24 protein-coding genes are annotated in these 22,073 nt (G+C 63.9%); 15 read left to right on the top strand and 9 right to left on the bottom strand.

Annotated features, from left to right (window positions below):
* Window positions 1-320: 320 nt before the first annotated feature.
* The 4 genes from FB597_RS05315 to FB597_RS05300 all read right to left on the bottom strand — a co-directional run bounded on the left by FB597_RS05315 (window position 321) and on the right by FB597_RS05300 (window position 3,182).
* Complete coding sequence (locus FB597_RS05315; protein WP_050467425.1) at window positions 321-797, bottom strand: DUF494 family protein; 477 nt, start codon at window positions 795-797, stop codon at window positions 321-323.
* Between the two features lie 99 nt (window positions 798-896).
* Window positions 897-2,045 (bottom strand): DNA-processing protein DprA, encoded by a 1,149-nt coding sequence (dprA, locus tag FB597_RS05310; protein ID WP_144768494.1) that lies wholly within the window; start codon window positions 2,043-2,045, stop codon window positions 897-899.
* Window positions 2,046-2,109: 64 nt separating this feature from the next.
* A complete protein-coding gene (locus FB597_RS05305; RefSeq protein WP_144768492.1) occupies window positions 2,110-2,826 on the bottom strand; it encodes a hypothetical protein in 717 nt (238 codons plus the stop codon).
* A gap of 110 nt (window positions 2,827-2,936) precedes the next feature.
* Entirely contained in the window at window positions 2,937-3,182 is a 246-nt protein-coding gene (locus FB597_RS05300; RefSeq protein WP_141914120.1) for a hypothetical protein, read from the bottom strand.
* Window positions 3,183-3,205: 23 nt separating this feature from the next.
* Between FB597_RS05300 and def the strand changes: the two genes are divergently transcribed.
* Entirely contained in the window at window positions 3,206-3,730 is a 525-nt protein-coding gene (gene def / locus FB597_RS05295) for a peptide deformylase (protein WP_144768490.1), read from the top strand.
* Between the two features lie 383 nt (window positions 3,731-4,113).
* Here the strand turns inward: def and FB597_RS05290 are convergent, their stop codons facing one another.
* Window positions 4,114-4,353 (bottom strand): hypothetical protein, encoded by a 240-nt coding sequence (locus tag FB597_RS05290; RefSeq protein ID WP_144769007.1) that lies wholly within the window; start codon window positions 4,351-4,353, stop codon window positions 4,114-4,116.
* A gap of 159 nt (window positions 4,354-4,512) precedes the next feature.
* On the opposite strand from FB597_RS05290, the gene FB597_RS05285 reads away from it, so the two are divergent.
* From FB597_RS05285 to FB597_RS05275, 3 genes are all read left to right on the top strand, one after another.
* Entirely contained in the window at window positions 4,513-5,913 is a 1,401-nt protein-coding gene (locus FB597_RS05285) for a PLP-dependent aminotransferase family protein (protein WP_144768488.1), read from the top strand.
* 152 nt (window positions 5,914-6,065) lie between these two features.
* A complete protein-coding gene (locus FB597_RS05280) occupies window positions 6,066-6,896 on the top strand; it encodes a carbon-nitrogen hydrolase family protein (RefSeq protein WP_255517103.1) in 831 nt (276 codons plus the stop codon).
* A gap of 154 nt (window positions 6,897-7,050) precedes the next feature.
* On the top strand, window positions 7,051-7,434 hold the full coding sequence (locus tag FB597_RS05275; protein WP_144768484.1) for a hypothetical protein: 384 nt from the start codon (window positions 7,051-7,053) through the stop codon (window positions 7,432-7,434).
* A 52-nt stretch (window positions 7,435-7,486) separates the two neighbouring features.
* Here FB597_RS05275 and FB597_RS05270 read toward each other — a convergent pair whose 3' ends face one another.
* Complete coding sequence (locus FB597_RS05270) at window positions 7,487-8,551, bottom strand: MBL fold metallo-hydrolase (protein WP_144768482.1); 1,065 nt, start codon at window positions 8,549-8,551, stop codon at window positions 7,487-7,489.
* 255 nt (window positions 8,552-8,806) lie between these two features.
* Here FB597_RS05270 and FB597_RS05265 point away from each other — a divergent pair, with 255 nt between their 5' ends.
* The 9 genes from FB597_RS05265 to FB597_RS05225 all read left to right on the top strand — a co-directional run bounded on the left by FB597_RS05265 (window position 8,807) and on the right by FB597_RS05225 (window position 17,794).
* On the top strand, window positions 8,807-9,229 hold the full coding sequence (locus tag FB597_RS05265; protein WP_141914125.1) for a MerR family DNA-binding transcriptional regulator: 423 nt from the start codon (window positions 8,807-8,809) through the stop codon (window positions 9,227-9,229).
* Window positions 9,230-9,331: 102 nt separating this feature from the next.
* Window positions 9,332-10,516 (top strand): isovaleryl-CoA dehydrogenase, encoded by a 1,185-nt coding sequence (locus tag FB597_RS05260; protein WP_141914126.1) that lies wholly within the window; start codon window positions 9,332-9,334, stop codon window positions 10,514-10,516.
* A gap of 27 nt (window positions 10,517-10,543) precedes the next feature.
* The gene (locus tag FB597_RS05255; RefSeq protein WP_144768480.1) at window positions 10,544-11,146 is read left to right on the top strand and encodes a 2-hydroxychromene-2-carboxylate isomerase; all 603 of its coding nucleotides are present in this window, start codon (window positions 10,544-10,546) and stop codon (window positions 11,144-11,146) included.
* Window positions 11,146-11,571 (top strand): YchJ family protein, encoded by a 426-nt coding sequence (locus FB597_RS05250; RefSeq protein ID WP_144768478.1) that lies wholly within the window; start codon window positions 11,146-11,148, stop codon window positions 11,569-11,571. The genes FB597_RS05255 and FB597_RS05250 overlap by 1 nt, the downstream gene beginning before the upstream one ends.
* A gap of 66 nt (window positions 11,572-11,637) precedes the next feature.
* The gene (locus tag FB597_RS05245) at window positions 11,638-13,272 is read left to right on the top strand and encodes a carboxyl transferase domain-containing protein (protein ID WP_144768476.1); all 1,635 of its coding nucleotides are present in this window, start codon (window positions 11,638-11,640) and stop codon (window positions 13,270-13,272) included.
* A gap of 23 nt (window positions 13,273-13,295) precedes the next feature.
* Window positions 13,296-15,311: an acetyl/propionyl/methylcrotonyl-CoA carboxylase subunit alpha gene (locus FB597_RS05240; protein ID WP_144768474.1), complete on the top strand. Its 2,016-nt coding sequence runs from the start codon at window positions 13,296-13,298 to the stop codon at window positions 15,309-15,311.
* Window positions 15,312-15,320: 9 nt separating this feature from the next.
* Window positions 15,321-16,250, top strand: coding sequence for an MBL fold metallo-hydrolase (locus FB597_RS05235; protein ID WP_144768472.1), 930 nt, complete (start codon window positions 15,321-15,323; stop codon window positions 16,248-16,250).
* Between the two features lie 72 nt (window positions 16,251-16,322).
* Complete coding sequence (locus FB597_RS05230; RefSeq protein WP_144768470.1) at window positions 16,323-16,838, top strand: YbaK/EbsC family protein; 516 nt, start codon at window positions 16,323-16,325, stop codon at window positions 16,836-16,838.
* A 47-nt stretch (window positions 16,839-16,885) separates the two neighbouring features.
* Window positions 16,886-17,794 carry a hydroxymethylglutaryl-CoA lyase gene (locus FB597_RS05225; RefSeq protein ID WP_144768467.1) on the top strand — a complete coding sequence of 303 codons (909 nt, stop codon included), beginning with the start codon at window positions 16,886-16,888 and terminating at the stop codon, window positions 17,792-17,794.
* 156 nt (window positions 17,795-17,950) lie between these two features.
* Here FB597_RS05225 and FB597_RS20185 read toward each other — a convergent pair whose 3' ends face one another.
* Window positions 17,951-18,103, bottom strand: a complete 153-nt coding sequence (locus FB597_RS20185; RefSeq protein ID WP_183405690.1) for a hypothetical protein — start codon at window positions 18,101-18,103, stop codon at window positions 17,951-17,953.
* A 294-nt stretch (window positions 18,104-18,397) separates the two neighbouring features.
* On the opposite strand from FB597_RS20185, the gene FB597_RS05220 reads away from it, so the two are divergent.
* A complete protein-coding gene (locus FB597_RS05220) occupies window positions 18,398-19,369 on the top strand; it encodes a nitronate monooxygenase family protein (RefSeq protein ID WP_144768465.1) in 972 nt (323 codons plus the stop codon).
* 328 nt (window positions 19,370-19,697) lie between these two features.
* Window positions 19,698-19,955, top strand: a complete 258-nt coding sequence (locus tag FB597_RS05215) for a hypothetical protein (protein ID WP_141914135.1) — start codon at window positions 19,698-19,700, stop codon at window positions 19,953-19,955.
* Between the two features lie 130 nt (window positions 19,956-20,085).
* Here FB597_RS05215 and FB597_RS05210 read toward each other — a convergent pair whose 3' ends face one another.
* Both FB597_RS05210 and FB597_RS05205 read right to left on the bottom strand, forming a co-directional pair.
* Window positions 20,086-20,781 carry an alpha/beta fold hydrolase gene (locus tag FB597_RS05210; protein WP_144768464.1) on the bottom strand — a complete coding sequence of 232 codons (696 nt, stop codon included), beginning with the start codon at window positions 20,779-20,781 and terminating at the stop codon, window positions 20,086-20,088.
* Between the two features lie 111 nt (window positions 20,782-20,892).
* Window positions 20,893-22,050 carry an MFS transporter gene (locus FB597_RS05205; RefSeq protein WP_141914137.1) on the bottom strand — a complete coding sequence of 386 codons (1,158 nt, stop codon included), beginning with the start codon at window positions 22,048-22,050 and terminating at the stop codon, window positions 20,893-20,895.
* Window positions 22,051-22,073 lie beyond the last annotated feature (23 nt).

The raw sequence follows: 22,073 nt of genomic DNA, 5'->3' as shown, positions 1-22,073 counted from the left end.
GTTGCTGGCGCTGTCAGAAATACCAGCGCCAATCTGGGGCCGGATGTTCCTTAAACAACGCCATGTCGCCCAAAGCATGGGAAATCTTGTTGGTGCGGGCAGCACAGCATGCGTGCCGCTCCTTTGATTGCTTTTGGACAACGGATATTTATATAGTAGCCAATATTGGCCCGGCGCGGGGGAATGATAAGCGTGATGCAAATAAAACGGCAAGCCTGATGGCTTGCCGGGATAAGTTGGATGAAGGCGGATTTGCAAGGTTTCGGACAAGTGCGCCTTGCGCACGGCTGGCAATATTGCCTCGCCGCCAACGCAATGCATCAATGCAACAGGCGCGGTTCGCTGTCTTCCTCGTCGAGGAAAAGCTCCTCGAACATCAGGCCGTCCGGTTCCTTGCCCTGGCTCCAGAGCACCATGAGCACGATGACCTTGAGCTTTTCCAGCGTGATCGGCACCTCGCCGGCGGCCAGCGCGCGTTCGATGACGATCTCGCGCTGCATGCCGTCGAGCATCTTGGCCGACTCCAGGAACTGGATGAAACCCACGGCATCGGTGCCGAGGACGTCGGTTTCCTGGCGTGCGTAGATGCGCGTGCCGAAGGAAAAGGAGGTTTGCCGGGGATAGGAATCGGCGAACTCGTGGTTGGCGACTTCAAGGTCGGTCAGCCAGCCGAGCGCCTGGGAAATTTCATCTTCTTCAAAACCTATCGCGGACAACTTCTTCACCAGCGCCTCCGGTTCGGGGCAGGCATCGGGGCGATAGTAGGTTTCGTACAAGTAAACGAGGACATCGAACATAGGTCTACTCTATCGCGAAGGGTGTGAATACACAAGTCGGCGCCCCCAGTATGGCAGGATTTTCCCGAGCCTGCTGCATAAACTTTTAAGAACCCGCCCCTACGCCAGACGACGATAGCGCGCTCCCGGCAACACTTCGATGCGCCCCGCCAGCTCAAGCGCCAGCAAGATTGCCGAGAGTTGCGCCGCGTCCAGCTTGCAGCGCGCGCCGAGGGTATCCGTGCCGACCGGATCGTGGCCCATTGCCTGCATGACAAGGGCTGTTGCCGCATCGTCATTACCGGCGCCGCCCACGCCCTCCGCTCCGGCAGGTTGCGACCGTTGCCAATCGGGCGACGCAAGCGAGGCATTTCCCTTTGCCGCGAACAAGGGCGGCATTTCCTCCAGGATATCCTGCGTGGTCTCGATCAGCTTGGCGCCCTGGCGGATAAGCTGATGGCAGCCCTTGGCCAGCGGCGAATGGATCGAGCCCGGGATCGCAAACACGTCGCGCCCCTGCTCGGCCGCCATGCGCGCGGTGATCAGCGAGCCCGACTGGGCCGCCGCCTCCACCACCAGCACCGCCCGCGCCAGCCCCGAAATCAGGCGGTTGCGACGCGGAAAGTTGGCCGCCAGCGGCGGCATGCCCAGCGGATACTCGCTGACGATGCAGCCTTCTTGCGCAATGCGTTGCGCCAATGCGCGGTTGCGTGGCGGATAGTCGATGTCGATGCCGGTGCCGATCACGGCCACCGTCGAACCCGGCCCGCGCAAACCGCCGACATGCGCGGCGGCGTCGATGCCCAGCGCCAGGCCGGAGACGATGGCCAGGCCCGCATGGCTCAATTGTTCCGAGAAGCGTTCGGCATGCGCCAGCCCCTGCGCGGTGGCGTTGCGGCTGCCGACCACCGCCAGCGCGTTGGCCTCCAGCAGCGCGATGTTGCCCTTCACGTAAAGCAGCAGCGGCGGGTCGGGAATATTGAGCAAGGCGCGCGGATAGTGCGCATCGGCCAGCGTGACGATCGCGTTGCCAGGCGCCTCGGCCCAGGCGAGCGTGGCATCGATGTGGGTGCGCATGGCTGCGCCGGGCGGCTTGCACAAGGCGTTGGCTACGCGCGGCGTGACCAGAGCCTCCAATGCCGCCCGCCCGGCGCGCAGCACCAGTCCCGGCAAGCCGAAGGCGCCCAGCAGGCGCCGCCCGGTTTCGCTGCCGACGCCATCGGTCAGCGTCAATCGCAACCATGCCTCCAGGGCGGCCGGATTCTCCATCGCGGGAAGATCCGGGGAAAGCGGGAAATCATCCATATCGTTCACACAGGCGTTGAATCGGACATCAATCGGGGCAAGCCGCGACGCAAACTTCGTCGCCCCCGGCCAGCAAAGCGGCGCCGTGCTCCAGCCGCGCCACCGACGCCCGGCCGCCGGCGTGCAGCACGCGGCCGACGACATCTCCCGTGCGGTCGCATTCCACCGCGCGCAGGCACATGCCGGCGCGCACGCCGTCCAGCGCACCACGGTCCAGCCCCGCCACCTGGCCCATGGCGGCCAGGCGCATGCGTTCCGCGCCGGACTGCAACGCCACGCGCGCAGCCACCGCGCGCACGGTTTCTTGCCTTGCTGCGGCCGGCCATGCCCGCGCATCCAGCACGATGTCGCCCGCGGCGATCTCCCGGTTGCCGTGGGCAATCACCGCCTTGGTCGCCTTGCCATCCGCATCGCGGCGGACGATGCGGGCGCTGCCGATCCGGTAAGCCATGCGCCCCAGCGCCGTACGGCCGTCGGCAGAACCGAGCACCGGGCCAAGGCGGTAGATCGAAACGCCCTCTTCCAGCGGCGCGCCGGATGCGCCAACCGGGGCAATGCGCACCACCTGGCCGGACACGAACATCTGCGCGGCATCCCGCACGACATCACGCGCCGCCACAAGCCCGGTCACCTCGGCAAACGGGCCGGCATCCCCATCCAGCACCATCGCCTGCGGCCGCGCACCGTCATCGGCCGCCTGTTGGGCTTGCGGCAACGGCGCCAGCACGCGCGGTCGCGGCGACAAGATGTATTCCGGCAGCGGCGGAGAAACAACGAACGGCGGCGGCTCCTGCGCCGAAACCGCCCCTGCGGGCACCCAGCAAGCGAAAAGCAGCGGGCCTGTGCTAAACTTTTTCATCGTTTCGGGAAGATCAAAACAAAGCTGGCCAGTGTCGGCAAGGCATACGGCGACAGCAGCCGGAACCGGCATGCCGCCCGGATTTGCCGGGCGCCAATCCCGCCGACGGGAGCTGTCATTCTGCCGTCGCCGCACTTGATGCCGCGTAATCCGACCTTATTTAAAAGATATTCCCGATAAAAATTTTCCCGTTGCTCACAAAATGGCGAGCGACGATGTACCAGACCTTTTCCGACTTCCAAGTCGATTGCCGAGATTCACACGTATGGCCCTGCTCAATATCCTCCGTTACCCCGATCCGCGCCTGCACAAGGTGGCCAAGCCCGTCACCGTGTTCGACGAACGCATCAAGAAGCTGGTCGCCGACATGGCCGAGACCATGTACGCCGCGCCCGGCGTCGGCCTGGCCGCGACTCAGGTCGACGTGCACGAACAGGTGATCGTCATTGACGTTTCCGACAGCGGCGGCGAGCTGCGCGTATTCATCAACCCGGAAGTGCTATGGGCCAGCGAGGAAAAGCGCGTCTACGATGAAGGCTGCCTGTCGGTGCCCGGCATCTACGACGGCGTCGAACGCCCGGCGCGCGTGAAGGTGCGCGCCTTCGATGCCGACGGCAAGCCGTTCGAAGTGGAAGCCGACGAGCTGCTGGCGGTGTGCATCCAGCACGAGATGGACCACCTGAAGGGCAAGGTCTTCGTCGAATACCTGTCGCCGCTCAAGCGCAACCGCATCAAGACCAAGCTGCAGAAGGAAGAGCGCGAGATGAAGAAGAGCGCGGCCACCGCCTGAACCTGCCGCACGCTCAGCCTGACAAAACGCCGGACCGATCGTCCGGCGTTTTTTATTTCCCCACATGCGATTGCGGGCATTTACGCGATACTTGAGCAAAGCATGCCCGCCGGCGATCAACCCCAGGTCATGATGTCTACCGTCTTCTTCGAGGTAGCGGACGGCTGCTGGGGGGCGAACGGCGCCATCTGGAAGCTTCCCGAGTTCGCCAGAGCCGCAGGGTATGGACATCTGCAGCACCTCGTGCCGGCAGCGCTTCCTGAGTGACACATGCGAGCCTTCGCCTGCTTTCGGCGGCCAAGGCCGTCATAGATTCTCGATAGCCTCATCCCGACCAGGCGGCGGCGAAACCATACAATGCCCATGCCGGCTATTGCTTGCCATCATGGGAAGGTCAAGTCCAACCCCAGCATCCTGGTAACGGCGAAAGTGGCGAGTCCCAGACCCAGGAGCGATAGCACGAAGACTACGGCCACCTTGCCGCTGGCGCGCAGCACCGCGCGCTGCTCTGTCTTCCTCCCCTTTTTCCCTTGATCGTAATGCCACTTGATGGCAAAGAACATGCCCGTGCCGAGCACGAGCACCTTGAATGTAACGAAGACTATAGGAACCCAATCCATCATTTTGCGTATTTCCAGGCTATTGCTTGACATCGACTGTCATGAGGAACACCACCTCCCCGATGAGAGAGGCGAAAACGCCAGCGGCTGCCATGCAAGGATGGTGTTGCCGCACGTTCCGGGACATACTACTTAAAAGCAATTTCCATACATCGAGACAAAATGTCCCAGCCCAAAACCGTACAAGATGACAATGTGCCCATCTGGTTGCCAAGATTGGCCATGCACGGCGGGCCACGTTTTTTGCAGATTGCGGATGCGTTGCAGGCCGCAATGGCAGACGGATCGCTGAAACCGGGTGACCGCCTGCCTCCGCAGCGCCAGTTGGCGGCACAGCTGGACGTCGACCTGACGACGATCACGCGCGCATACGACGAAGCCAGACGCCGCAACCTGTTGGAAGGCCGCGGCGCTCGAGGCACTTATGTCGCCGCGCCGAAAGTCGAGTTGACCTCGATCCTCGACCTGAGCATGAATACCCCGCCGCCGCCGGATGGCGTGGACTTCGACGACATGCTGAAACAAGGTTTGTCCCAAGTATTGATGAGGGCGGATAATGAATTGCTGATGACTTACCACTTGGCCGGGGGAAGCGACTCCGACCGCAAGGCCGGAGCCACATGGCTCGAACCGATGTTTGGGCATCTGGATGCCCGGCAGGTTGTTGTCTGCCCGGGTGCGCAAGCGGCAATCGCCGCATTGATCCTTGCGCTCACGGAGCCGGGCGATGCCATCCTGACAGAGCCAATGAGCTATCCCGGCTTGCGTGCCGCAGCGACCCAATTCGGCCGGCACATCATTGCCGTGGAAGCCGACCAGCACGGAATGCTGCCCGAGATGCTTGAGCAAGCCTGCCGCCAGCACAAACCCGGGCTGCTCTACCTCAATCCAACACTACAGAACCCGACCGCCATCACCATGCCGGAACACCGGCGCAAGGAGCTCGCCAGCATCGCGAAACGCTGCAATGTCCGCATCGTCGAGGACGATCCCTACTGGCTCCTTGCCGATGCGCCGCCACCGCCTGTCGCCACGTTTGCCTCGGAACAGGTGTACTACATCTCAACCCTGTCGAAATGCCTGACGCCCGGCTTGCGGGTCGCCTTCGTGCTCGTACGCGACCCGCACGAACGCGAACGCTTCCTGGCCGCGCTAAGATCGTTTGCGCTGATGGTCGCGCCGCTGACGGCCGCACTGGCCACGCAGTGGATCCTCGACGGTTCGGCCGACGGATTGATGCAAGGCATACGCAACGAAGCGCGCCTGCGCCACCGGATGGCCCGGGATATCCTGGCGGGACGGTACAGCGGCGCCGGAGACGGCCTGCATGTATGGCTCGAGTTGCCGGCGTATTGGAACTCATCACAGCTTGCGCGCGCAGCCGACGGCGAGGGCATCGCAATCACGCCGGCGGAAGCATTCGCAACTGGCAGCGGCTCCGTCAATGCAATCCGGATCTCCTTGGGTAGCATCAAGGACCGCGGGCGCTTGCAGGCGAGTCTTCAACAGCTGTCCCACCTGCTTGCGCGGCGGCCCGATGCGTTCAGCACTGCTGTGGTTTAACTCGGCTCCTGGCGAAGTTTTGGCGAAGACGTTCCAATGAACGTACTAGTCATGATGCGAAACAATATCGGATGCGGTAAGTCTCGTTCTTGAACGTTGGCTTCTGGCCAAATGTGGAATCGTAATCTCTTTAGGAAACGGGCTTGAATGTGATGGCAACATGCAATGAAAGAAAAGAGCATCCCGATCCGGCCAGTTCCCTGCGCCTCGCCGTAGCGCAGGTCGCATCCGTTGCCGGAGATATCGAGGCCAACCTGGCCACGGTTCAGAGATATAGCAGGAACGCATCAAGAGAAGGGGCACAGCTCATCGTCTTCCCCGAAAAATTCTTGACGGGATATGAACCTCAGCTTCTCAAGAAGACAGGCGACGCTGCCTTGATCAAACCTGGCGATGCTGCGCTTGAAACATTGGCGAGAATCTCGGAGGAACAGGAGTTAACCCTCATCGTCGGAGCGCCGACGCTGATCGACGGTGTCCGCAGGATAAGCAGCATCATCGCGAATGCTGACGGAAGCATCGGTTTTTACCATAAGCAACACCTGTTCTATTCCGAGAAGGATTGGTATTCCCCCGGCTGCGAAGACAAGTCCATCCTGATCGGTGGATGGAAGATCGGTCTTGGAATATGTTACGACTCGGGCTTTCCCGAACATGCTCGCCGGGTTGCCGCTGATGGCTGCGACGTCTATCTGGTCTCGGCACTCTTTGGCAGAACTGTTGGTCGCCAGGAGCTATCCGTTTGGATGCCTGCCAGAGCACTGGATAATACGATCTATGTAGTGACAGCCAATTACTGCGGAACGACCGGGGGCTGGGAAGCGTGCGGAAGAAGCGGCGTATGGTCACCCATGGGCGAATGCATTGCCCAAGCCGGTGAAGACGACAGCGAATTGCTTGTTGTGCTTTTGCAATCTGACGCCATCCGGCATGCACGAGAGTCGGAGCACATGCTACGCGACTATCGCGCGATCTATGGCTAACTTAGAGGGAGGGATTCCGGCGGGAATTTAAGCTGGAATCCTGCATGAGCTGGCTTCTCTCATTCTGGGGATGTCCGCAATCGGCCAGAAGCCGACCTATTACATTGATTGCATCTTCAGGGATGTAACCTGACTGCTCAAAAATATTATGCGCTTGGAAATCCAGAATAAATCTGCCAGAGACTATCCTTCCGAGCAGCAACTGCGAAAGGCGATTCTAAGCCTGAGAAGCTACGGCACCTCATCTTTCGCATCTCTGACTGACGACCACGGCAACTATCTTCAGGTTGCCGGAGGAGGGATTACATGCCTGCTTGAACGTCGTGATGCTCTTACAGGCGTGCACTACCGGGCGTATCAAGAAACAAAGAACACTAACTATCCAGATGGAACCTTACTGGTGTTCGGCGCTGGTGAAGTTGCGTTGCTCTCTGACGAATGGTTTTCAAACACCATTGTGGCCGATGTTTTTGTTGCATTTCTCTTGAAGCATGCGCTACCTGAGCATGTGCATTGGCGAGTTGCGCGGGGAATATGATGGCCGCTACCGCCGCCAGTAGCCGCCATAAATTCACAATAGTCGCCCCCAACTAGACGACAACAAAACGATAAACCCCATCCTCGCCCAATTCCCGCCGCAACGCACCGTCATACCAAAGCTTGTGCAAGTGCGCCACCGCCTCGCCCAGGGCGAACGAAAGCTGGTGCGTATCCAGCGCGCGCTTGAACAGCACCGGCAGGATATCCACCCCGGTCTTGGGCGTGGCGCACGCTGCCAGGACCTCGGCCAGGCGCAGGCGATGGTGCTCGTCGAGCTGGGCGATGCGGGTGTGCAGGCCGCGGAACGGCTTGCCGTGCGACGGCAGCACCAGCGCGTCGGCTGGCAGGTGCGCATACTTCTTCAATGAATCCAGGAATTGCTGCACCGGGTTGGATTCCGGTTCGATCGCAAACACCGAGACATTGGTCGAGATGCGCGGCAGCACCATGTCGCCTGAAATCAGCACGTTCAATTCGCCGCAGTACAGCGACACATGTTCCGGCGAATGGCCGAAGCCGGTGATGATTTCCCAATCGCGCCCGCCGATGCGCACGGCGTGCCCATCCTGCAGCCGCGCATAGGCATGTGGCATCGCCGGCACCAATTCCTGGTAGTAATTGTTGCGGCCCTGCAGCGTGGCGATCGTCTGCGGATCGGCCAGGCCGTGGCGCTGGAAATGCGGCGTCGCCGCCGTCCCCTCGGCGCCCGGCAAGGCCGCCGACATGACGCGCGCGAACGCATAATCGCCCGCGCTCATCAGCAGCGGCGCCTGCCAGCGCCGGCACAGCCAGTCGGCCAGGCCGACATGGTCCGGATGGCAATGCGTGGCCAGCACGCGCAGGATCGGCAAGCCGTTCAACTCCTCGGCGAAGATGGTTTCCCATGCCTGCCTGGTCGCATCGGTGGCGATGCCGCAATCGACCACGGTCCAGCCGCGCCGCAAACCTTGCGGCGTTTCGACTTCATCTTCCAGCAGCCACAGGTTGATGTGGTTCAGCGCGAAGGGCAAACCCATGCGCAACCAGCGCACGCCCGGCGCCACCTCCATGGTGCGGCCGCTTTCCGGCATGGCGTCGCCGAAGGCGTAGTCGAGCTGGGATTCAAGTTCATTCATGAAATACCTGACAAGATGAAACGAAAGAAAGCGGAACGAAGAACGGACAAGACATTGCCGTACGGACAATAAAACGCCCAGGCCGTCATGTCTCCTGCATTTTCCACTGGACGACGGAGCACAATATACTTTACGTTAACGTAAAGTGCCAGTTCCGGAAGTTTCGATGCCGCATCCGTTCCGTGCAAAGAGACGCATGGCGGTACCTCCGGACCAGCTTAACCAATATTCCCGTTCGACGCAGAGCGAGCCATCATGCCCACCTACACCATCAGCGAACTGGCGGAAGAGTTCGGGATCACCCCGAGGGCGATCCGTTTCTACGAGGATCACGGCATCCTCAATCCCAAGCGCGAAGGCGCGGGCGGCCGCAACCGCGTCTATCCGGCGCGCGAACGCACGCGGCTGAAACTGACGCTGCGCGGCAAGCGCCTCGGCTTCACGCTCTCGGAGATCAAGGACCTGATCGACATGTATGAATCGCCCAAGGATACCGAGCCGCAATTGCAGCGCTTCCTGGGCGTGCTGCAGCAGCACCGCGACAAGCTGGAACGCCAGCGCGAGGACCTGGAATTGACGCTGGCCGAGATCGCCGCGCATGAAGACGAATGCCGCGCGCTGCTGGAAGACGCGGGCAAAAGAAGCGGCGCGCCGAAGCCCCGCCGCAAGGCCGCCTGAAGATACCGCGCACACCGGAAGACAATATAGTTGACGTTAACGTCAACACGCCGGCACAGAACCGGCATCGAAAAAACGACTACCGACAATGAGGAGACAAGCATGCCCGACCTGCCAGGACTGAGCTTCAACCACGGCGAAGACATCGATGCGCTGCGCGCAGCCGTAGCCACCTTTGCCGCCGCCGAAATCGCCCCGCGCGCCGCCGAGGTCGACCGCAGCGACCAGTTCCCGATGGACCTGTGGAAGAAACTGGGCGACCTCGGCGTGCTGGGCATCACCGCCAGCGAGGAATACGGCGGCGCCAACATGGGTTACCTGGCGCACATCGTCGCGATGGAAGAAATCTCGCGCGCCTCGGCCTCCATCGGCCTGTCGTACGGCGCCCACTCCAACCTGTGCGTGAACCAGATCAAGCGCAACGGCAACGACGCGCAAAAACAAAAATACCTGCCCAAGCTGATCTCCGGCGACTACATCGGCGCGCTGGCGATGTCCGAACCCAACGCCGGGTCGGATGTGGTCAGCATGAAACTGCGCGCCGACAAGAAGGGCGAGCGCTACGTGCTCAACGGCAGCAAGATGTGGATCACCAACGGGCCCGACGCCGACGTGCTGGTGGTGTACGCCAAGACCGACCTGGAAGCCGGCGCGCGCGGCATGACCGCCTTCCTGGTGGAAAAGGGCTTCAAGGGATTCTCGGTGGCGCAAAAGCTCGACAAGCTGGGCATGCGCGGCTCGCATACCGGCGAGCTGGTGTTCCAGGATTGCGAGGTGCCGGAAGAAAACGTGCTGGGCGGCGTCGGCCGCGGCGTCAACGTGCTGATGTCGGGCCTGGACTTCGAACGCACGGTGCTCTCCGGCGGCCCGCTGGGCATCATGCAGGCCTGCATGGACGCGGTGGTGCCCTACGTGCACGACCGCAAGCAGTTCGGCCAGGCCATCGGCGAATTCCAGCTGATGCAGGGCAAGCTGGCCGACATGTATTCCACCATGATGGCCTGCAAGGCCTATGTCTATGCCGTGGGCCAGGCCTGCGACCGCGCCGCCTCGCCGGAACAGGTGCGCGCGCTGCGCAAGGACGCCGCCGGCGCCATCCTGTACTCGGCCGAGAAGGCCACCTGGATGGCCGGCGAAGCGATCCAGGCGCTGGGCGGCAACGGCTACATCAACGAATATCCGGTGGGCCGCCTGTGGCGCGACGCCAAGCTCTACGAAATCGGCGCCGGCACCAGCGAGATCCGCCGCATGCTGATCGGCCGCGAACTGTTCGCCGATACCCTCTGACCTTTTTTCCCGTACCCACACCACATCATGAGCAAGCCCATCGACTTCTACTTCGACTTCAGCTCCCCCTACGGCTACTTCGGCGCCGTCGAGATCGGCAAGCTGGCGGCGAAATACGGCCGCCAGGTCAACTGGCATCCCATCCTGCTGGGACCGATCTTCAAGAACATCGGCACCAACTCGCTGGTCACCATCCCGGTCAAGGGCGAATACTCGCGCCACGACATGGGGCGCACCGCCCGCTTCCACAATATCTTCTTCAAGGAACCCGGCAACTTCCCCATCGGCACGCAAGTCGCCGCGCGCGCCGCGCTGTGGGTGCAAGAGCAGCAGCCGGCGAAGGCGGTCGATTTCATCCAGACCGTCTATAGCGCCTACTTCACCGAAGACATCGACATCAGCGTGCCAGCCAACGTGCTGCGCATCGCCGGCGACCTCGGCATCGACCATGCCGCGCTGGAAGCGGCGCTGGGCACCCAGGAAATCAAGGACAAGCTGCGCCTGGCGACCGAAGAAGCGGCAAAGCAAGGCGTGTTCGGCTCGCCCTTCGTGATCGTGGACGGCGAACCGTTCTGGGGCTTCGACCGCTACCCGCAACTGGAAGCCTTCCTGGCAAACGGGAAGATCTGATGGCCGGCAAGAAAGACCACGCCAAGGGCAGCGCATGCCCCTGCGGCAAGGGCGCCTTCGCCACGTGCTGCGGCCGCTTCATCTCGGGCGCGGAAATTCCCGCCACGGCCGAACTGCTGATGCGCTCGCGCTACAGCGCCTATGCGCTGCGCGATGAAGCCTACCTGCGCGCGACCTGGCTCCCCGAGACCTTGCCGGAAGAAGAGCTGACCGGCGAGACCGACGTCAACTGGATCGGCCTGGACATCAAGAAGCAGACCCATGTCGCCGGCAGCGACGAAGCCACGGTGGAGTTCGTGGCGCGCTTCAAGGTCGGCGGCAAGGCGCACCGCATGCACGAGATCAGCAACTTCGTGCGCCAGCCGGACGCCGATGGCACGCCACGCTGGTACTACGTCGATGGCAACTTCCCGGGCGACGCATAAGCCCCACCATAAGCCCATCACAAGCCCACCACCGGCAGACAGAAAAACTGAAGAGAGAGATACGACATGCCGCAGATCGAAAGCAAGCTCAACCCGCGCAGCGAGGATTTCCAGGCCAACCGCGATGCCATGCAACGCATCGTCGACGACCTGAAGCAAAAGGTCGCGGCGATCGCCGAAGGCGGCGGCCAGGCCGCGCGCGACAAGCACCTGGCGCGCGGCAAGCTGCTGCCGCGCGACCGGGTGCAGATGCTGCTCGACCCCGGCACGCCCTTCCTCGAATTCTCGCAGCTGGCGGCCTATGGCATGTACCGTGAAAAGGACCGCGACGGCAACCTGAAAGACGCCGCGCCCTCGGCCGGCATCATCACCGGCATCGGCCGCGTGGCCGGGCAGGAATGCCTGATCGTGTGCAACGACGCTACGGTCAAAGGCGGCACCTACTACCCGATGACCGCCAAGAAGCATTTGCGCGCGCAAGAGATCGCCGAGTTCAACCACCTGCCCTGCATCTACCTGGTCGACAGCGGCGGCGCCAACCTGCCCAACCAGGACGAGGTCTTTCCCGACCGCGACCACTTCGGCCGCATCTTCTTCAACCAGGCCAACATGTCGGCCAAGGGCATCCCGCAGGTTGCCGTCGTGATGGGATCGTGCACCGCCGGCGGCGCCTACGTGCCGGCCATGAGCGACGAATCCATCATCGTCAAGGAACAGGCCACCATCTTCCTGGCCGGCCCGCCGCTGGTGAAGGCCGCCACCGGCGAAGTGGTCACGGCCGAGGAACTGGGCGGCGGCGACGTGCATACGCGCCTGTCCGGCGTGGCCGACCACCTGGCGCAAGACGACCTGCATGCGCTGTCGATCGCGCGCGGCATCGTCGGCAACTTCAACCGCAAGAAACCGCAGCAACTGGCGCTGCGCGAGAGCGTCGCGCCGAAGTATCCGGCGCATGAACTGTACGGCGTGATCCCCACCGACACCCGCAAGCCCTTCGACGTGCGCGAAGTGATCGCGCGCATCGTCGACGGCAGCGAGTTCGACGAGTTCAAGGCCCGCTACGGCACCACGCTGGTGTGCGGCTTCGCCCACTTGCATGGCATGCCGGTGGGCATCGTCGCCAACAACGGCATCCTGTTTTCGGAATCGGCCGAGAAGGGCACGCACTTCATCGAGCTGTGCTGCCAGCGCAAGATCCCGCTGATCTTCCTGCAGAACATCACCGGCTTCATGGTCGGCAAGAAAGTCGAGAACGAAGGCATCGCCCGCCACGGCGCCAAGATGGTGACGGCAGTGTCGACCGCCGCCGTGCCCAAGCTGACGGTGATCATCGGCGGCAGCTTCGGCGCCGGCAATTACGGCATGTGCGGACGCGCGTTCTCGCCGCGCTTCTTGTGGATGTGGCCCAATGCGCGCATCTCGGTGATGGGCGGCGAGCAGGCCGCCAGCGTGCTGGCCACCGTCAAGCGCGACGGCATCGAAGCGCGCGGCGGCAGCTGGAGCGCACAAGAAGAAGCCGCCTTCAAGGAACCGATCCGCGCCCAATACGAAACACAGGGCCACCCCTACTATGCCTCGGCGCGGCTGTGGGACGACGGCGTGATCGATCCGGCCGACACCCGCACGGTGCTGGCGCTGGGCCTGTCGGCGGCGCTCAATGCGCCCATCGAAGAAACCAAATTCGGCGTGTTCCGCATCTGAACCGCGCCCACGGAGGAGACCCCATGTTCAACAAGATCCTGATCGCCAACCGCGGCGAAATCGCCTGCCGCGTGGCGGCCACCGCGCGCCGTCTCGGCATCGCCACGGTAGCGGTGTATTCGGATGCCGACGCCCGCGCCAAGCACGTGCAGAGCTGCGACGAAAGCGTGCGCCTGGGCCCGGCGCCGGCCAAGGAAAGCTACCTGTGCGGCGACAAGATCATCGCCGCCGCGCTGGCCGCCGGCGCGCAGGCCATCCATCCCGGCTACGGCTTCCTGTCGGAAAATGCGGAATTCGCCCAGGCCTGCGCCGACGCCGGCCTGGTCTTCATCGGCCCGCCGGCTTCGGCGATCCGCGCAATGGGTTCCAAGTCGGCCGCCAAGGCGCTGATGGAAAAGGCCGCGGTGCCGCTGGTGCCGGGCTACCACGGCGAGCGCCAGGAGAGCGATTTTCTGCGCGCCGAAGCCGACCGCATCGGCTACCCAGTGCTGTTGAAGGCCAGCGCCGGCGGCGGCGGCAAAGGCATGCGCGTGGTCGAGCGTTCGGCAGACTTCGAGGCCGCGCTGGCGTCCTGCAAGCGCGAGGCGATTTCCAGCTTCGGCGACGATCGCGTGCTGGTCGAGAAATACCTGACGCGGCCGCGCCATATCGAGATCCAGGTATTCGCCGACACCCACGGCAACTGCGTCTACCTGTTCGAGCGCGACTGCTCGGTGCAACGGCGCCACCAGAAGGTGCTGGAAGAAGCGCCGGCGCCCGGCATGACGGCCGAACGCCGCGCCGCCATGGGCGACGCCGCTGTCGCCGCCGCGCGGGCGGTCGGCTATGTGGGCGCGGGCACGGTGGAATTCATCGCCAATCAAGATGGCAGCTTCTACTTCATGGAGATGAATACGCGGCTGCAAGTGGAGCACCCGGTCACCGAAATGATCACCGGCCAGGACCTGGTCGAATGGCAATTGCGCGTGGCGTCCGGTGAAGCGCTGCCACTGGGGCAAGAGCAGTTGCGCATCCACGGCCATGCGATCGAAGCGCGCATCTATGCCGAGAATCCGGAGAAAGGTTTCCTCCCTTCGATCGGCACGCTGGCGCGCATGCGCACGGCAAGCGCCGTCGAATTCCGTTTGCATGAGGCGGGCGCGGCGCAACCGGCCGCCGTGCGCATCGACTCCGGCGTGCGCGAAGGCGACGCCATCTCGCCCTTCTACGATCCGATGATCGCCAAGCTCATCGTCTGGGGCGCCGACCGCGCGGCCGCATTGCGCAATATGTCGCGCGCGCTGGCGCAATACCAGGTGGTTGGCCTGGTGACCAACATCGGTTTCCTGCAGCGCCTGGTTGCCGGCGCCGCGTTCGCGCAGGCCGACCTCGATACCGGCCTGATCGAACGTCATCACGACGCGCTGTTCCCGCCGCCCGCAGTGGCATCCATCGACACGCTGGCGCTGGCCGCCGCTGCGCTGCTGCAAGGCGAAGCGCGCGCCGCCAGCGGCGCGGATCCTTGGTCGTCCACCCATGGTTGGCGACTCAACGGCAAGCTGCTGCGCACGCTGCAATTGAGCGACCAGTCCGGCCCGTCGACACTGCAACTGGAATATGCGGGCGACGGCAGCGGCTGGAAATTACTGGCCAACGGCCACGTCCATGCCATGCGCATCGAATCCGCCGACGGCGATACCCTGCGCCTGTCGCTCGATGGCCGCATGCTGCAAGCCGAGGTGGTGCGCGAAGGCGAACTGCTGCATGTGTTCGACGGCCGCGCGCAATCCAGCCTGCGCTATGCCGATCCGATGGCGCATGCCGGGCACAGCGAAGCCGAAGGCGGCCGCCTGACCGCGCCCATGCCGGGCAAGATCGTGGCGATCCTGGCGCAGAAAGGCAGCATCGTTGAAAAGGGCGCGCCGCTGCTGATCATGGAGGCGATGAAGATGGAACACACCATCGCCGCGCCCGCCGGCGGCACCGTCGAAGACATGCTGTACGCGGTGGGCGACCAGGTCGCCGAGGGTGCGCAACTGCTCGAATTCAAAACCGCATAGGCGCCGGCAATGAATGCACCGGCCCTGCATGTGCCGCCGTCGATCCATGTGCTGGAGCGCGGCTGGCTGTCGTCCAACAATGTGCTGCTGTTCGGGCGGGACGAGGTGGCGCTGATCGACAGCGGCTATGTCTCGCATGCGGAACAGACGCTGGCGCTGGTGCGCCACGTGCTGCGCCAGCGCGGGCGCGACAAGCTCGACCTGCTGCTCAACACCCACCTGCATTCCGATCATTGCGGCGGCAATGCCGCCTTGCAGGCCGCTTATGGCTGCCGCACCGCCATCCCGGCGGCAGAGGCGCAAAAAGTCGGCGCCTGGGATGAAGAGGCGCTGAGCTACCGCGCCACCGGCCAGCGCTGCGCGCGCTTCGGTTTCAACGATACGGTGCGCGCCGGCGATGTGCTGCGCCTGGGCGACCTCGACTGGCAGGCGCTGGCGGCGCCCGGCCACGATCCGCATTCGCTGGTTTTCTACTGCGCGCAGGAAGGTATTTTGATCTCGGCCGACGCCTTGTGGCGCAACGGCTTCGGCATCATCTTTCCCGAGCTGGACGGCGAATCGGGTTTTGCCGAAGCGCGCGCCACGCTGGAGCTGATCCGCACGCTGGAGGTGAAGCTGGTCATTCCCGGGCATGGCGCGCCTTTTTCGGAGGTGGACGATGCGCTGGAGAAGGCCTTCTCGCGCCTCGATTACCTGCAAGCCGATCCGCTGCGCAATGCCCAGAACGGCATCAAGGTGCTGGTGAAGTTCCTGTTGCTGGAGCGGCAGCGCATCGCGCTGGCCGACCTGCCGGCGATGATGCGCGAAATCCCCTTGCTGCGCATCGCCAATGAACGCTTCATGCACATGGACGACGATGCGCTGGCGCACTGGGTCGCCGCGCAATTGGAACGCGCGGGCGCGGCGCGCAACGACGGCATGTTTTTGCTGGATGCCTGAACCGATGGCTGCCCAAACGGACATGCGTGCCGCTGCTATCATGTCGGATCAGTTTTCATTCCCCGCCATGCCATGACCCAGACCGCCGATACCGCCGCCCTGCCCTCTTCCGCCCAACGCGTTTCCGACCTGCTGGCCCAACTCGGGCATGACAAACCGGTGGTGATGCTGCCGGCGACCGGCCGCACCTCGGCCGAAGCCGCCGCCGGCCTGGGCTGCAGCGTGTCGGAAATCGCCAAGTCGATCATCTTCCGGCGCGTGACCGACGATGCGCCGGTGCTGGTGATCGCCAGCGGCAGCAACCGCGTCGACGAAGCCAAGGTGACCGCGCTGGTAGGCCCCCTGGGCAAGGCCGACGCCAAGTTCGTGCGCGACAGCACCGGCTATGCGATCGGCGGCGTATGCCCGGTCGGCCATGTGGTCAAGCCGGTGATGCTGATCGACCGTGACCTGTTCCTTTATCCCAGCGTGTGGGCGGCGGCCGGCCATCCGCACGCGGTGTTCAACCTGACCGCCACCCAGCTGGAAAAGATGACCGGCGGCCTGGTCGCCGACGTCAAGCTGGACCCCGTACCCGACGCCGCCTGATGCCACTGCATCGCCGGCCATACAAGAGACAAGAGGAGACACGCAACATGAGCCTGCCGAAAAAAGTAAAAATCGTCGAAGTCGGCCCGCGCGACGGCTTGCAGAACGAGAAGGAAACCATCTCCGCCGAGGTGAAGATCGAGCTGGTGAACCGGCTCACCGCGGCCGGTTTTCCCAATGTCGAGGCGGCCTCGTTCGTCTCGCCCAAGTGGGTGCCGCAGATGGCGACCTCCAGCGAAGTGATGCATGGCATCACGCGCAAACCCGGTGTGGTGTATTCCGCGCTGGTGCCCAACATGAAGGGCTTCGAGGCGGCGCTGGAAGCCGGCGTGGATGAAGTGGTGATCTTCGGCGCGGCGTCCGAGGCGTTTTCGCAAAAGAACATCAACTGCTCGATCGCCGAATCGATCGAGCGCTTCCGCGAAGTCGCCACGGCCGCCAAGCAGCACCGCAAGCGCCTGCGCGCGGCCGTCAGTTGCGCCTTCGGTTGCCCTTACCAGGGCGAGGTGCCGCTGGACGCGGTGGCCGATGTGGTACGCCGCTTCCGCGAACTGGGCTGCGACGAGATCGACATCGCCGACACCATCGGCGTGGCCACGCCCGACAAGGTGCGGCCGGTGATGGAAACGGCGATCCGCGAATTCCATATCGAGGGCCTGTCCGGCCACTTCCACGACACCTACGGCCAGGCGCTGGCCAACATCTATGCCAGCCTGCAGGCCGGCATCACCATCTACCATTCGTCGGTGGCAGGCCTGGGCGGCTGCCCCTATGCCAAGGGCGCGACCGGCAACGTGGCGTCGGAAGACGTGTTGTACATGATGCAGGGGCTGGGCATCGACACCGGCGTCGACCTCAATGCGGTGGTCGACGCCGGCCAGTTCATTTCGCAGCACTTGGGCCGCAAATCGGTCAGCCGCGCCGGCAATGCCATCGCGGCCAAGCGCGCGACCTGAACGCTTCGCATGCGCCAAACAAAAACGCCGGGGCAATCCCGGCGTTTTCTTTGGAAGGACTCGGTTCAGCGAAACATTCTCATAGCCGCCGGCAAAACGCCAGCCCGGCCAGCCGGCAAGGCAAGCCGCGATACACCGGCCGGCGCGGCAAGGCGGTCACTGGCGGTATCGGCGCAGGCCGCGCACGTGCCGCTTGTCGGCGGTGACGACGGCCTTTTTCAGGAAGCGGTGGTGCAGCACCGCACACAGAACCAGCCCGCCGCCCAATGCGGCAACGATGGCGATATTGGCGAACTCGAAGGTTTCCATGACTTTCCCCACAACGGATCGTGCGATTGCATGACAACGATGGATCCTGCCATCCGTGCCGGAAACGCTCCGGACACCGGGGGCACGCGCCCCGGCGCGGCCCATCCATACATGCATTACGGCAGGTACGAAAAAAACATAACACGCAGGCCGGCCGATCCTGGAAATTATTTAGCAATTTCCGAATGAAATTCACGTCCGCGCAACAAAAAGCACGATCGTAATATTTTCACCTATAATCGTCGAACAAATTCAGGACCAGCGCCTTTCCATAACGACAACCGAGAGACAGCCATGCCCCAGCCTGCTTACCCGAAAGCCTTGCAAGATCTGCGCCTGCCCATCATCTGCTCGCCCATGTTCATCGCCAGCGGCCCGGCCCTGGTGGCGGCCCAGTGCAAGGCCGGGCTGGTGGGCGCCTTCCCTGCCCTCAACGCCCGTCCGGCCGAACAGCTGGATGTGTGGCTGACCCAGTTGCAGGCCGAGCTGGCCGAGTGGCAACAGCAGCATCCGCAACGCAAGGTCGGGCCGATCGCGGTCAACCAGATCGTGCACCAGTCCAACGACCGCCTGGCGCATGACGTCGAGGTCTGCGTGCGGCACCAGGTGCCGATCATCATCTCCAGCCTGCGTGCGCCGCCCCGGGAGATGCTGGATGCGGTGCACAGCTACGGCGGCATCGTGCTGCACGACGTGATTTCCATCCGCCACGCCGAGAAGGCGCTGGAAGCCGGCGTGGATGGCCTGATCCTGGTGGCGGCCGGCGCCGGCGGCCATGCCGGCCCGCTATCGCCGTTTGCGCTGGTGGGCGAGGTGCGCAAGATGTTCAAGGGGCCGCTGGTTCTGTCGGGCGCCATCGCCACCGGCGACGCCGTGCTGGGAGCGCAGGCCATGGGAGCGGACTTCGCCTACATCGGCTCGCGCTGGCTGGCGACCAAGGAGTCCAACGTCGACGAGGCTTACCGCCAGGCCATCGTGGAATCGACCGCCGCCGATGTGGTATACACCAACCTGTTTACCGGCGTGCACGGCAATTACCTGAAAAAATCCATCGTCAACGCCGGGCTCGACCCGGACAACCTGCCGGAAGCGGACAAGACCAAGATGAATTTCGGTTCCGGCGGCAGTAGCAAGGCCAAGGCCTGGCGCGACATCTGGGGCGCCGGCCAGGGCGTGGGCCTGATGGACGACATCCCTTCGGTGGCCGAAATGGCCGACCGCCTTGAAGCCGAATACCGGGCGGCGCGGGCGCGCCTGGCGCTGTAAGGCGATATCGCCCGGTGCGGCCTGGCTGCCGCGGCAGCGCATGCGCCAGGTCGAACCGCCTCGCCGCGATTGAACGCAGCGGCAGGTTACGGAGCTCCAAACGGCTTGCCGTCCGCCTCCGCCTGCCCCATCCCTCCCCCGCTTGTCCGAATTGTCCGTCGGACAACGCCCTTACTTTCCGCTCAATTTGTAACGTCCGGCACTTCTTCCTGGGCAACCGGTCGTATCAGTTCGCTTCCATCTTTTTGCGCGCGGCGCCATTGCCGCAATCTCCGCCACGGTAATCCGCAACGATGGAAGAAAGTCCAACATTTGACGCGAGGACAACATGACCAGCTTTCTCAGAACCAGAAAAGACCGTCATCCCAAACACGACAAGCCGCGACTGCCGCATGAGCATGACCAGAGCTTCGACCGCCAGGATCCGGCAGACAGCGGCCGCAAGGTGGAACGGCCGGAGATTCGCCAGGCCTACGACGATATCCGCGAAGGCAAGGTCGATACCGACCTGCGCGGCAGCGGCGGCCTGGATGAAATGAACAAGGCTCCCGGACGCGTGGCCGCCGACGCGCCGCGCAAGAAGTAAGGCGCTGCCGGAAACGCCCGGCGGCTCCAGGCAGGCTTTTCCCGCCTGCACCGGGAAAAAGAAAGGCAGCCGGCGATCGTCCGGCTGCCTTTCGCTTTGCTTGCCGCCGGGCACGGCACCCGCCCCCGCCTCACAGGCCCGATTGCGCGATCCAGTCCTGGATCAGGGCGAACAATTCATGCGGCTTTTCCATCGGCGTCATGTGGCCGCAATCGGCCACGATCTCAAAACGCGCCTGAGGGATCTGCCGCACCATCTCTTCCGATTCTTCCACCGTGCGCAACTTGTCCTGGTCGCTGGCCACCACCAGCACCGGGCAGCGCAGTTGCTGCAGTTGTTCGGCATTGCTGTCGCGCAGCGTCTGCAGCTGGCGCAGGAACACCTCTTTGCCATTGGACAGCGCCATCGCCTGCAAACGGTCGAGCAGCGCGCGCTCGGCGCTGCGCGCCGGATGCAGCGACGAAGCCAGCGCCCGCGACGTCAGGCCCTTGAACGGCGTACGCTGGGCGATCTCCAGTTGCGCCTTGGTGGCGGCCGACTCCTGCGCGGTCTGCGGACGCGACGAGGTATTGAGCAGCGCCAGGCCAAGCACCCGCTGCGGCGCCTTGAGCGCGATCGCCTGGGCCACGAAGCCGCCCATCGAAAATCCGAACAGGATGAATTTCTCCGGCGCCTGGCTCAGTACCGCGTCGGCCATGGCCTGGATGCCGACCTCCTGGCCCAGGTCGCCGAAGGTGAGCGTGCCCAGCGCGGCGAGGTCGCCCTGCATGTCGTCCCACAGGTGCCGGTTAAGCATGAAGCCTGGCAACAGAACCAGGTTGCGCATGATGTTTCCCCTTATTGCATGAACGATGCGGCGCTGACGCCGGGCATCGGCAAAACCGCCATTTTATTTCTTTTCGCTATCTTGCCTGGGCAGTCGCCAGGAGCCTGCGCCCTATTCCAGCCACTGCGCGCGGCTGCTGCACACGGCAATGGCCAGGCACAGCGCGCCGATCAGCGCCAGGGCTGCCGGCAAGCCCCAGCCATGCGCCAGGAAACCGACCGCGGGCGGACCGATCAGGCTACCGCTGTAGCCCAGCGTGGCCACCGCCGCCAGCGCCGTCGAACCATGCCGGCCGGCGGCGCTGAAGACGAACGGGAACACCGCCGCCACGCCGGCGCCGGCGATGGCGAATCCGAGGACGGCGGGCGCCATGCCCTCAGCCATCACCGCGATGCCCATGCCGAATGCGGCGGCCAGCGTGCCGACGGCCACCACGCGGCGCGCGTTGTAGCGCTCCTTCAGGCGGTCGCCCACCATGCGCATGACCAGCATCATGCCGGCGAAGCCCGCATAGGCCAACGGAGCGCCGCCGTCGCTGGCGTGGATGTGATCCTTCATGTAGATGCCGCTCCAGTCGGCGATCGAGCCTTCGACGATGGCGCCGCAAAAACCGATCACGCCCAGCACCACCAGATGGCCGTGCGGGATGGCAAAGATCTTGCGGTGCGGATCGTGCTCGGGACGGTCGTCCGGCAGCGCGTTGTAGGCCATGCACAGCGGCGCCAGGAACAGCGCCGACACCAGCAGGAAATGCCAGACCGGCGTAATGCCCATGCCCGCCAGGGCGCTGGCGACCAGCGCGCCGGTGAAGGTACCCACGCAGAACCAGCCATGCAGCATGGACATGATGGGGCGCGCGGCCTCCTTTTCGGCCTGCGCGCCCAGCGCATTGATGGCCACGTCGAAGCAGCTGGAGGCGGCGCCATACAGCGCACTGGCGGCCATCAGCGTCCACAGGCCGGGCGCCAGCGCCAGCAGCGGCAACGAGAGCAGCAGCGCCAGCCCCGCATACAGCGTGCTGTGGCGCGCGCCGTAATGGCCGGTCAGCCAGGCCGCCAGCGGGAACGAACCCACCGCGCCGATGCCGCCGCACAGCAGCACCAGCGACAGCGTGGCGGCGTCGAGCTGCAGGATGTCGCGGATGGACGGGATGCGCGCGGCCCAACTGGCATACACCATGCCCAGCAACAGGAAGAACAGCAAAATGGCGATCTGGCGGCTGCGGATGGTCGGCAGGCCCGCGCGTGAAGTGGAAAGCTTGATTGTCATTGATACATCGTGAAGGTAAACTG

Origin of the sequence: Herbaspirillum sp. SJZ099 (assembly GCF_007828355.1) — a bacterium.
Lineage (GTDB): Bacteria > Pseudomonadota > Gammaproteobacteria > Burkholderiales > Burkholderiaceae_D > Herbaspirillum.
The sequence above is the reverse complement of the archived record's forward strand: the minus strand, read 5'-3'. Positions and strand labels throughout refer to the sequence as shown.

Coding starts and splice junctions, on each gene's coding strand:
- FB597_RS05285 (WP_144768488.1), top strand. CDS start 4,513: ATGTCCCAGCCCAAAACCGTACAAGATGACAATGTGCCCATCTGGTTG.
- FB597_RS05265 (WP_141914125.1), top strand. CDS start 8,807: ATGCCCACCTACACCATCAGCGAACTGGCGGAAGAGTTCGGGATCACC.
- FB597_RS05315 (WP_050467425.1), bottom strand. CDS start 797: ATGTTCGATGTCCTCGTTTACTTGTACGAAACCTACTATCGCCCCGAT.
- FB597_RS05255 (WP_144768480.1), top strand. CDS start 10,544: ATGAGCAAGCCCATCGACTTCTACTTCGACTTCAGCTCCCCCTACGGC.
- FB597_RS05215 (WP_141914135.1), top strand. CDS start 19,698: ATGACCAGCTTTCTCAGAACCAGAAAAGACCGTCATCCCAAACACGAC.
- FB597_RS05250 (WP_144768478.1), top strand. CDS start 11,146: ATGGCCGGCAAGAAAGACCACGCCAAGGGCAGCGCATGCCCCTGCGGC.
- def (WP_144768490.1), top strand. CDS start 3,206: ATGGCCCTGCTCAATATCCTCCGTTACCCCGATCCGCGCCTGCACAAG.
- dprA (WP_144768494.1), bottom strand. CDS start 2,045: ATGGAGAATCCGGCCGCCCTGGAGGCATGGTTGCGATTGACGCTGACC.
- FB597_RS05225 (WP_144768467.1), top strand. CDS start 16,886: ATGAGCCTGCCGAAAAAAGTAAAAATCGTCGAAGTCGGCCCGCGCGAC.
- FB597_RS05210 (WP_144768464.1), bottom strand. CDS start 20,781: ATGCGCAACCTGGTTCTGTTGCCAGGCTTCATGCTTAACCGGCACCTG.
- FB597_RS05280 (WP_255517103.1), top strand. CDS start 6,066: ATGGCAACATGCAATGAAAGAAAAGAGCATCCCGATCCGGCCAGTTCC.
- FB597_RS05235 (WP_144768472.1), top strand. CDS start 15,321: ATGAATGCACCGGCCCTGCATGTGCCGCCGTCGATCCATGTGCTGGAG.
- FB597_RS05205 (WP_141914137.1), bottom strand. CDS start 22,050: ATGACAATCAAGCTTTCCACTTCACGCGCGGGCCTGCCGACCATCCGC.
- FB597_RS05270 (WP_144768482.1), bottom strand. CDS start 8,551: ATGAATGAACTTGAATCCCAGCTCGACTACGCCTTCGGCGACGCCATG.
- FB597_RS05290 (WP_144769007.1), bottom strand. CDS start 4,353: ATGATGGATTGGGTTCCTATAGTCTTCGTTACATTCAAGGTGCTCGTG.
- FB597_RS20185 (WP_183405690.1), bottom strand. CDS start 18,103: ATGGAAACCTTCGAGTTCGCCAATATCGCCATCGTTGCCGCATTGGGC.
- FB597_RS05240 (WP_144768474.1), top strand. CDS start 13,296: ATGTTCAACAAGATCCTGATCGCCAACCGCGGCGAAATCGCCTGCCGC.
- FB597_RS05230 (WP_144768470.1), top strand. CDS start 16,323: ATGACCCAGACCGCCGATACCGCCGCCCTGCCCTCTTCCGCCCAACGC.
- FB597_RS05260 (WP_141914126.1), top strand. CDS start 9,332: ATGCCCGACCTGCCAGGACTGAGCTTCAACCACGGCGAAGACATCGAT.
- FB597_RS05220 (WP_144768465.1), top strand. CDS start 18,398: ATGCCCCAGCCTGCTTACCCGAAAGCCTTGCAAGATCTGCGCCTGCCC.
- FB597_RS05245 (WP_144768476.1), top strand. CDS start 11,638: ATGCCGCAGATCGAAAGCAAGCTCAACCCGCGCAGCGAGGATTTCCAG.